The 9,466-nt window shown below is 64.0% G+C and carries 8 protein-coding genes; 4 read left to right on the top strand and 4 right to left on the bottom strand.

The genetic code is table 11. The annotated features are described in order from the left end of the window. Positions 1–1,223, bottom strand: a 1,223-nt coding sequence (locus IC66_RS0124955; RefSeq protein WP_038949473.1) for an alpha-amylase family glycosyl hydrolase, incomplete at its 3' end; no start/stop codon positions are given. A 184-nt stretch (positions 1,224–1,407) separates the two neighbouring features. On the opposite strand from IC66_RS0124955, the gene IC66_RS0124950 reads away from it, so the two are divergent. Further along, complete coding sequence (locus IC66_RS0124950; protein WP_038949472.1) at positions 1,408–2,088, top strand: MBL fold metallo-hydrolase; 681 nt, start codon at positions 1,408–1,410, stop codon at positions 2,086–2,088. A 3-nt stretch (positions 2,089–2,091) separates the two neighbouring features. On the opposite strand, the gene IC66_RS0124945 is transcribed toward IC66_RS0124950, so the two are convergent. Next, entirely contained in the window at positions 2,092–2,595 is a 504-nt protein-coding gene (locus IC66_RS0124945) for a winged helix-turn-helix transcriptional regulator (protein WP_244429159.1), read from the bottom strand. Between the two features lie 60 nt (positions 2,596–2,655). Between IC66_RS0124945 and IC66_RS0124940 the strand changes: the two genes are divergently transcribed. After that, on the top strand, positions 2,656–2,958 hold the full coding sequence (locus IC66_RS0124940) for a hypothetical protein (protein ID WP_244429158.1): 303 nt from the start codon (positions 2,656–2,658) through the stop codon (positions 2,956–2,958). Positions 2,959–3,156: 198 nt separating this feature from the next. Here the strand turns inward: IC66_RS0124940 and IC66_RS0124935 are convergent, their stop codons facing one another. Further along, positions 3,157–4,350 carry an extracellular catalytic domain type 1 short-chain-length polyhydroxyalkanoate depolymerase gene (locus IC66_RS0124935; RefSeq protein WP_038949469.1) on the bottom strand — a complete coding sequence of 398 codons (1,194 nt, stop codon included), beginning with the start codon at positions 4,348–4,350 and terminating at the stop codon, positions 3,157–3,159. 146 nt (positions 4,351–4,496) lie between these two features. Next, positions 4,497–5,903: an MFS transporter gene (locus IC66_RS0124930; protein WP_038949467.1), complete on the bottom strand. Its 1,407-nt coding sequence runs from the start codon at positions 5,901–5,903 to the stop codon at positions 4,497–4,499. A gap of 457 nt (positions 5,904–6,360) precedes the next feature. Between IC66_RS0124930 and IC66_RS0124925 the strand changes: the two genes are divergently transcribed. Continuing rightward, positions 6,361–7,596 carry an LLM class flavin-dependent oxidoreductase gene (locus IC66_RS0124925; protein ID WP_038949466.1) on the top strand — a complete coding sequence of 412 codons (1,236 nt, stop codon included), beginning with the start codon at positions 6,361–6,363 and terminating at the stop codon, positions 7,594–7,596. Positions 7,597–7,844: 248 nt separating this feature from the next. After that, on the top strand, positions 7,845–9,221 hold the full coding sequence (locus IC66_RS0124920) for a cytochrome P450 (RefSeq protein WP_038949465.1): 1,377 nt from the start codon (positions 7,845–7,847) through the stop codon (positions 9,219–9,221). Positions 9,222–9,466: the final 245 nt, after the last annotated feature.

Raw genomic sequence — 9,466 nt, 5'->3', positions numbered from 1 at the left:
GAAAAGCCGGCGAATTCGGTCGCATCCCACTGCATCGGCGTGCGGCAGCCGTCGCGGCCGACACCGATGCCGGGCACGTTCTTTTCGAAGGGGTCGCGCACGTCCTCCGGCGCAATCGCCACTTGATGCATGCCGATCTCGTCGCCGTAATAGAGCGTCGGCGTGCCGCGCAGCGTCAGCAGCAGCATGGCGGCGACACGGGCCTGCTCGGGACCCACGCGGCTTGCGACGCGCGGGCGATCGTGATTGCCGAGCACCCAGTTCGGCCAGGCGCCGCGCGGCAGCGCCTTCTCGTAATCCTCGATGATTGTCTCGATCGAGCGCGCGCTCCAGAAGGTCAAGAGCAGCGCGAAATTGAACGGCATCTGCGCGCCGGTGAGGTCGTTGCCGTAATAGGCCATGAGACGGTGCAGCGGCAGATAGATCTCGCCGATCAGCACGCGGGCTTCGAATTCATCGGTGACGCGTCGCATCTCGGCGATCACGTCATGCACCTCCGGCTGGTCGGTGGAGTATTGCGTCATGATCCTTTCGTTCGGCGGCCGGCCCTCGACGTAATGCGGATTGGGCGGGTTGTCGCGGAATTCGGCATCCTTGATCAGGTGCCAGATCACGTCGACGCGAAAGCCGTCGACGCCCTTGTCGAGCCAGAACCGCATCACGTCGTAGATCGCGGCACGGACGTCCGGATTGCGCCAGTTCAGGTCCGGCTGCTGGGCGAGAAAGGCATGGTAGTAATATTGCCCCGTGGTCTCATCGAACTGCCACGCGCTGCCGCCGAACTCGGACAGCCAGTTGTTCGGCACCCCGCCGTCGGGTGCCGGATCGCGCCAGATGTACCAGTCTCGCTTGGGATTGTCGCGCGAGGCGCGGCTCTCGACGAACCAGGCATGCTGATCGGAGGTGTGGTTCGGCACGAGGTCGAGGATCAGTTTCAGGCCGTTGTCGTGGGCGGCCGTGATCAGCGCATCGAAATCGGCCATCGTGCCGAACACCGGCTCGATGCCGGTATAGTCGGAGATGTCGTAGCCGAAATCCTCCATCGGCGAGGGAAAGATCGGCGACAGCCAGATCGCATCGACGCCGAGCGATTTGACGTAAGGCAACCGCTGCAAAATGCCGGCGAGATCGCCGACGCCGTCACCATCTGAGTCCTGAAAGGAGCGCGGGTAGACCTGATAGAAGATGCCGTCGCGCCACCAGTTGCTATCGCTCTGAGCCATGCTGGAGAACCCATCCATAAATCTGCGCCTCGGGCGGAAGAACGCGGCAGCAGCGTCCCGGTTCAAATTGGCGAGCCAATTGGGACGGCCGTGTGACGGCGGGCGTGGTTGTTCCAGGCTCCATTCCAGATCTTTGGCCGAATCTTTTGCTTGGCGGCATGGCAAAAATCGGCATTGTGGCGCCATGACCGAGCAAAATGACACCCAAGACTCTTCGCAATCCAAGGCCGGCGCGATCATCGTTCCCGTGACGCTGTTCGAGCAGAACTGCACCATCATCTGGGACGAGCCCTCCAAGAAGGCGGTGGTGATCGACCCCGGCGGGGACGTGCCCAAGATCCTGGACGCGATCAAGCAGACCGGCGTCACCGTGGAGAAGATCTGGCTGACCCACGGCCATATCGATCATGTCGGCGGCGCGGCCGATCTGCGCGATGCACTGAAGGTGCCGATCGAAGGCCCGCATGAAGCGGACAAGTTCCTGCTCGACAATGTGGTCGAGAGCGGCGCACGCTTCGGCATGACCGGCGTGCGCAATTTCGCGCCGGACCGTTGGCTCGCCGAAGGCGACACCGTGTCGATCGGCAGCTTGCAATTCGATATTTTCCACTGCCCCGGCCACTCGCCCGGCAGCGTGGTGTTCTTCAACAAGGAGCTGCGCTTCGCCCATGTCGGCGATGTCCTGTTCGCCGGCTCGGTCGGACGCACCGATTTGCCGGGCGGCAGTCACGCCACGCTGATCAACTCGATTCTGACCAAGCTATTGCCGCTCGGCGACGACGTCGGCTTCATCTGCGGTCACGGCGCCGGCTCAAGCATCGGCCAGGAACGGATGACCAATCCGTTCATCACCGGCGCGATGTGAGGTTTATTCCGCCGCGTCCACAAGCGTGGCGGTCTCAGTGAGGTGACGATCGCCCCAGTCGCGGATCGCCGCGACGACCGGCACGAAGCTATTGCCCTTGCGAGTCAAGCGATATTCGACCTTCGGCGGCACTTCGCCGAAATCCTTGCGGTCGATCAGGCCGCTTTGTGTCAGGGCCTTCAATTCACGGCTGAGCACGCGCGGGGCGATCTCGGCGCTGCCTTCCGTGCCGCGCAATAAGCCGCTGCGGATCTCGCCATAGCGGCGCGGGCCGTCCTTGAGGTCCCAGACGATGCGCAGCTTGTACTTGCCGCTGATCATCTTCTGAAAGGCCGCGACCGGACAGATGCGCGCCGGGTTCGCCTTCGCCATGTCGTCTCCTCCACGCGTTGGATTCTTGTTTTGACGCGTTTTCTTCACGCGAACCGGCATCCACTTCGCTCGAAACGCTATGGCAAAGAGGATAGGAGCAACGTCGAAAAAGTCCATACTATCAATCTTGTCCATACTTGCAGGATCGCTAGCAAGCCGCAGATGATGACGCACACGACGAACAGGGAGCGTCACATGAAGCACTTCATGATCAGATATGAATTCAAGAACGGTACGACGGACGCCTGGCACCAGGAGGTCGGCCGCTTCATCAAGGCGATCGACGGCGATCCGGAGCTGACGGGCCGGATCGGCTATCGCGTCTTGAAAAACCGCGACGATGGCAGCTATTTCCATCTCGCCAGCGTCGCTGACGATGCCGCGCAAAAAGCGCTGCAATCGCGCGACTTCTTCAAAGCCTATCAGGAGATGACGCGGAAGGTCGCCGGCGGCGAGGTGACGGTGACGCCGATCGAGTGGATCGGTCAGACGGCGTAGTTTCCGCGGGCTGACACGACGACATCGCTACAAACGTCGCTGTCGTCCCGGACAAGCGAAGCGCAGATCCGGGACCCATAACCACAGGAAGCCGTGGTTTGCGGGGACTCGGAGTTGGCCCTTCGCGCCTCACTTTGCCCTGTGGCAATGGGTCCCGGATCGGCGCACGCTTGGGGCGCGCTTGTCCGGAGTTTGGGGCTACTTCATCAATCCTGCGGCGGTCAGTGCGCGCGTGATGATCTGGCCGAGATCGAAGCTGCGAGCCTCCTCGCGCGTCGGCTCGGCCGGCTGTTCGGCGACCGCTGCGCGGATCGAGCGGGCGAGATGCGGCGCGGGCGTCAGTGCCGGCTGCGCTGCAGGCCTGCTTGTAGACTTGCTTGTAGGCTTGGCCTCCGCCTTTGCAGCGTCTGCAATCCAGCCGGTGAGGCCGAAGAATTTTGCGATGTGATAGGACGAGGAAATGCCGGCCTCGATCAGGAACGCGCCTTCGACGCCATAGCGCTGGTCGTTGTCGGCCAGCCCAAGCGGTGTGCCGTGCGCCATGTCGGTGATGGCGTAGGACTCGACCAGCGTCTCGCCGTCCTTGCCCCACCAGGCCTGGCGCGGATAGCCGTCGACATTGGTCTCCGCCATCGGCGCTTCCGGCAGATCGTGCAGATCGAGCCACTGTTTGACGATCTCGTTGGCATTGCCGGGATTGACGGTGCGGTCGGCGCTGCCGTGCCACACCGAGATCTTCGGCCAGGGGCCGCGATAATCCGAGGCATTGCGCACAAGATCGCCGAGCTCGCGCGCGGGACGCACCGGGGAATGAAACATGCCGTCCAGTGCCTCGCGCAAATTCGAGGCGATGCCATAGGGCAGTCCGGCAATGACCGCACCCGCCGCGAAGACTTCCGGATAGGTCGCGAGCATCACCGACGTCATGCCGCCGCCGGCGGACAAGCCGGTGATGAAGATGCGCTTGGGATCGATGCGATGCGCCTCCGCCATATGCGCGATCATCTCGCGGATCGAATACGCCTCGCCGCTGTCCCGCGCCGTATCTTCCGGATTGAACCAGTTGAAGCAGGTGTTGCCGTTGTTGATCCGCTGCTGCTCGGGCATCAGCAGCGCGAAGCCATAGTGCTTCGCGAGCGTCGACCAGCCCGCGCCGAGATCGTAGCCCGCCGCCGCCTGCCCGCAGCCATGCAGCACGACGACCAACGCGCGCGGCTTCTGCAACTGCGCCGGCACGAACGCGAACATGCGCAAGGCCCCCGGGTTGTCGCCGAAGCCGGTGACCTCTTGCAATGGACTGGACGCATCCGCGCTCCGGCCGAGCTCGGCAAAGCGCAGACCGTCCAGCCTCGGCAGACGTCTCAACAGATCAACATTTTTGGCTAACGACACGGCAACTTCCTGGTGGGCGGCTTTCAACGCTTAGCCAAACCAGATAGTTGCTGCATTGCAAAATAAAAAGACCGTGCGCTGTCAATCCACGAAAATCACGGGGAATTCCGCCGAAATCCGCACGAATTAACCGCAATGCCTCGACTTCACGCCGATGCGCGACGCATCCACGACAGAAATGCGGCACAGATCATGATTAATGTCACAAACAGCGCAAGCGAGACCAGAAATCCTGCGCGCGCTGATTGCAAGGTATCGACCGCGAAGAACACCGCGCCGATTGCGGCCACTCCGGCCGCATTTCCGATCTGCGCCGTCGTGCCGTAGATGCCCGACGCCGAGCCTGCGGCGACAGGCTTGACGGTCGAGAGCACCGCGCCGGAGAGCGGCGCCATCACCAATCCCTGACCGTAGCCGAAGATGATCATGACGAACGCGAGCAGAAGCGGCGATGGCGCATCGATACAGGCTGCAACAAGCGCGAGCGCGGCGAGGCCTGCGATCTGCAGCGCACAGCCTTCGATCAACACCTTGGTGCCGCGATGACGCGCCCGCGCGCCGCTGTGGCGCGAGGCCACGACGAAGGCAAGCGCAAGCGGGATGAAGGCCATGCCGGCTGACAGCGGCGGGATTTTCAGGCCGCGCTGCATGAACAGCGTCATGACCAGATAGAAGGAAAGATTGGCCAGGAAGAAAAAGAAGGCGGCGCCAAGCCCGCGCAGGAAAGCGGCGTCCGCCAGCAGCGTGAGGTCGATCAACGGCATGCCGCCGGCACCAGCGACTGCCTGCTCGAGCTTCAGGAACGCTATGAGGACGACGCCGCCGACCGCCATCACGGCCCACAGCCAGGGTGCCCAGCCTGCATCGTGACCAAAAAGCAGCGGGCCGATCAGGCACAGCAGCCCCGCGAACAGGACCGAGCTGCCCTTGATGTCGAGCCTCGTCCCTGATCGCCGCGGCACCGATGGCATGATGCGCCAGGCGGCACCTGCAATGACGAGGCCGCAGGGCACGTTGACGAAGAACACCGAACGCCAGCCGGTGCCGGCAAGGTCGATCGTGACCAGCAGGCCGCCGAGCAGGAAGCCCGCGGCACCCGCCAGCCCCAGCACGATCCCGTAGATGGCGAATGCGCGGCTGCGCGTCTCGTCGGTGAAGAGGAGATGCAGCGTCGCCAGCACCTGGGGCACCATCAGCGCCGCGGTCGCGCCCTGCGCGAGGCGAGCGATGATCAGCTCCACCCCTGAGAGCGCGAGCCCGCACCACAGCGAGGTCGCCGTGAAGCCGAGCAGGCCGGCCAAAAAGACAGTCTTGGTGCCGTGGATATCGCCGAGCCGGCCGCCGGTGACGACAAGCGTGGCATAAGCGATCAGATAGATCGCGATGACCGCTTCGATCTGCGCGGGCGATGCCTTCAGCTCGACCGCAATGGTCGGAATTGCGACGTTAACGATGAAGGCATCGACGCCGAACATGAATTGGGCGGCCACGACGATGGCCAGCACCCACCAGCGGCGGGTCGAATCGATCTGTTGTGTGACGATCTGATGCATCGGCGCGTGGCCCTGGATTATCGTGCCGATGATTTCAGATCTCGCGCGGTGTCGCGATTACCTCGGAGGTAGGATTCGCGTGCTTCGCCTCTCGCGCTTGCGGCAGGGCACTCGCACATGCTTCGCGGCGACATCGGAGCAAGCGCCTCGTCCTTCGAGACGACCGCTTCGCGGTCCCCTCAGGATGAGGCTGAACTGCGTCGGTGTGCTTTGAAACTGCACCGGCGTACTCCGCCTTCATCCTGAGGGCCCGCCAACGGCGGGCCTCTCGAAGGATGTGCCGCGGCGGAGGTTGCCTCAAATGCATAGCCCTGCCGCAAGCGGGGAGAGGGAGAAGAGGCAACTTCGCCGCATGCCTGCATTCCGCCGCGCGGGACACCGCGCGATTGCGTTCGTGCCATCAGGCACGTAGCCTCACTGCCTCAACAAACAGAAAATCAAAGCCGGAGAGAACGCCATGGCGCGCCTGAAGTTCGGAGCCTTCCTTGCCCCGCATCACCCGATCGGGGAGCATCCGATGCTCCAGTTCCGGCGCGATCTCGAGCTGGTCGAGCAGCTCGATGCGCTCGGCTACGACGAGTTCTGGTGCGGAGAGCATCATTCCTCGGGCTGGGAGATGATCGCCTCGCCCGAGATGTTCCTGGCTGCGGCCGGCGAGCGCACCAAGCGGATCAAGCTCGGCACCGGCGTGGTGTCGCTGCCCTATCACCATCCCTACAACGTCGCCCAGCGCATGGTGCAGCTCGACCACATGACCGGCGGCCGCGCCATCTTCGGCTCCGGCCCCGGCGCGCTCGCCTCCGACGCACACACGCTCGGCATCGACCCGATGACGCAGCGCGACCGGCAAGACGAGGCCATCGGCGTCATCCGCCGGCTCTTCAACGGTGAGCGCGTCACGGCCAAGAGCGACTGGTTCACCATGAACGATGCCGCGCTGCAGATCCTGCCGCTGCAGGAAGAGATGCCGTTCGTCGTGGCCTCGCAGATCTCGCCCTCCGGCATGACGCTCGCCGGCAAATACGGCTGCGGCATCATCTCGCTGGGCTCGATGACGACACAGGGCCTGATGTCGCTACAGCAGCAATGGCAGTTCGCCGAGGACGCTGCGAAGAAGCACGGCACCAAGGTGAACCGCGCCGACTGGCGCGTGCTCTTGACCTTCCACATCGCCGAGACCCGCGAGCAGGCGCGCAAGGAAGCCGGCGCCGGGCTGATGCGCTGGCACAACGAGTATAATGTCGGCACGCTGCAGCGGCCGGGCCTGACCGCGTTCTCCTCGCCGGATGAAGCCGTGGACAAGACCGCCTTCGTCGAGGGCGCGGCGTCCACCATCGGCACGCCCGACGATCTCGTCAAAACCATCAAGAACGTGATGCAGGTCTCCGGCGGCGTCGGCGCCATCATCGGCTTCGTGCACGACTGGGCCAATCCGGAGGCGACGCGCCGCAGCTGGGATATGGTTGCGCGCTACGTCGTGCCCGAGATCAACGGCTATATCGACGGCCTGCGCAGGTCGCAAAAATTCGTGGTCGAGAACCGCGCCATCTTCGAGCGTGCAGGCCAGGCAGTGATGGCCAAGATCATGGAGAACGAGAAGGCCGCCGAGGCGCTGAAGGTGACCGGCCCCGGCCGCGTCGCCATCCCCGCTGTCAACGCCCCGGATCTGCAGAAGGAAGCGGCGAAGCGGTAGGACGCCAGCTCTCTCTACTCGTCGTCCCGGACAAGCGCGCCCAAAGCGCGCGCAGATCCGGGACCCATAACCACAGCATAGGGTTTGGCGAAGATTGCTAACCACTATCGCGCACAAAACTTCTCCCTGTGGCTATGGGTCCCCGCCTACGCGGGGACGACATCCGAGGTAAATTGCACCACCAAGCGTCGCATCATCGCGGCCAGATCGTGCTATGTTCGCGGAGCCTGCCAACCGGAGCAATCGTCATGTCGATGCAGAATGTGGCCGCACCGGCGCCCGACTACACCGCGCCCAAGCGCAACGCCCTGACGCACATTCCCGGCGACGAGGGATGGCCGATCATCGGCAAGACCTTCCAGGTGCTGGCCGATCCCAAGGGCCACATCGAGGCGAACGGCGCCAAATATGGCCCGGTCTACCGCACCCATGTGTTCGGCGAGACCAATGTCGTGCTGCTCGGGCCCGAGGCCAACGAGCTGGTGATGTTCGACCAGCAAAAGCTGTTCTCCTCGACCCACGGCTGGAACAAGGTGCTCGGCCTGTTGTTTCCGCGCGGATTGATGCTGCTCGATTTCGACGAGCACCGGCTGCACCGCAAGGCGCTGTCGGTCGCGTTCAAGTCCGGGCCGATGAAATCCTACCTGGCCGATCTCGACCGCGGCATCTCCGCGCGGGTCGCGCAGTGGAAGGCCAAGCCCGGCGAGATGCAGCTCTACCCCGCGATGAAGCAGCTCACGCTGGATCTCGCTGCGGCGTCCTTCCTCGGCGCCGATATCGGGCCGGAGGTCGACGAGATCAACCGCGCCTTCGTCGACATGGTCGCCGCCGCGGTCGCCCCGATCCGCCGTCCCCTGCCCGGCACCCAGATGGCCGCCGGCGTCAGGGGGCGCAAACGCATCGTCGCCTATTTCCGCGAACAGATCCCGCTTCGCCGCGGCAATCATGGCGGCGATGATCTGTTCTCGCAGCTGTGCCGCGCCACCCATGAGGACGGCGCGCTACTCTCCGAGCAGGACATCATCGACCATATGAGCTTCCTGATGATGGCGGCGCACGACACGCTGACTTCGTCGCTGACCTCCTTCATCGGCGAACTCGCTGCCAATCCGGACTGGCAGGACAGGCTGCGCGCGGAAGTCCTCGCGCTCGGGCTCGCGCCGGGCGCGCCGAGCAGCTTCGACGATCTCGAAAAGATGCCGCTGTCCGAGATGGCGTTCAAGGAAGCGCTGCGGATCAAGCCGCCGGTGCCTTCGATGCCGCGCCGCGCCATGCGCAATTTCACTTTCAAGGGTTTTACGATTCCCGCCGGCACCGCGGTCGGCGTCAATCCGCTCTATACCCATCACATGAAGGATATCTGGCCGGAGCCGGATCGTTTCGATCCCTTGCGCTTCACCGAGGAAGCGCAGCGCAATCGCCACCGCTTCGCCTGGGTCCCGTTCGGCGGCGGCGCGCATATGTGCCTCGGCCTGCACTTCGCCTACATGCAGGCAAAATGCTTCGCGCGGCACTTCTTGCAGAACATCGAGGTATCGCTGGAGCCCGGCTACAAGCCGGACTGGCAGATGTGGCCGATCCCGAAGCCGCGGGACGGGCTAAGAGTGCGGGTGAAGGCGGTCTGATTTTCTCGTGTCCCGGACGCGCGAAGCGCGAGCCGGGACCCGGAATGCTGCGATCGAGTCGGTGGAGACATGGGCCCCGGCTCTGCAGCGCACCGCACCGGACGATGCTTCGCATCGCCGGGGACGCTGCGCTGCGTCCGGGGCACGAGATCTCGTAGGGTGGGCAAAGGCGCGGAGCGCCGTGCCCACGGTTCGTCGCGATGAAGAATTCGTGGGCACGCTTCGCTTTGCCCACCCTTGTATTA

The organism is Bradyrhizobium genomosp. III, assembly GCF_000261705.1.
Taxonomy (GTDB): domain Bacteria; phylum Pseudomonadota; class Alphaproteobacteria; order Rhizobiales; family Xanthobacteraceae; genus Bradyrhizobium; species Bradyrhizobium ottawaense.
The sequence above is the reverse complement of the archived record's forward strand: the minus strand, read 5'-3'. Positions and strand labels throughout refer to the sequence as shown.

What these genes read in the sequence shown, in the direction of transcription:
- IC66_RS0124950 (WP_038949472.1), top strand. Translation starts at nt 1,408, where the DNA reads ATGACCGAGCAAAATGACACCCAAGACTCTTCGCAATCCAAGGCCGGC.
- IC66_RS0124945 (WP_244429159.1), bottom strand. Translation starts at nt 2,595, where the DNA reads ATGGACAAGATTGATAGTATGGACTTTTTCGACGTTGCTCCTATCCTC.
- IC66_RS0124940 (WP_244429158.1), top strand. Translation starts at nt 2,656, where the DNA reads ATGAAGCACTTCATGATCAGATATGAATTCAAGAACGGTACGACGGAC.
- IC66_RS0124930 (WP_038949467.1), bottom strand. Translation starts at nt 5,903, where the DNA reads ATGCATCAGATCGTCACACAACAGATCGATTCGACCCGCCGCTGGTGG.
- IC66_RS0124925 (WP_038949466.1), top strand. Translation starts at nt 6,361, where the DNA reads ATGGCGCGCCTGAAGTTCGGAGCCTTCCTTGCCCCGCATCACCCGATC.
- IC66_RS0124920 (WP_038949465.1), top strand. Translation starts at nt 7,845, where the DNA reads ATGTCGATGCAGAATGTGGCCGCACCGGCGCCCGACTACACCGCGCCC.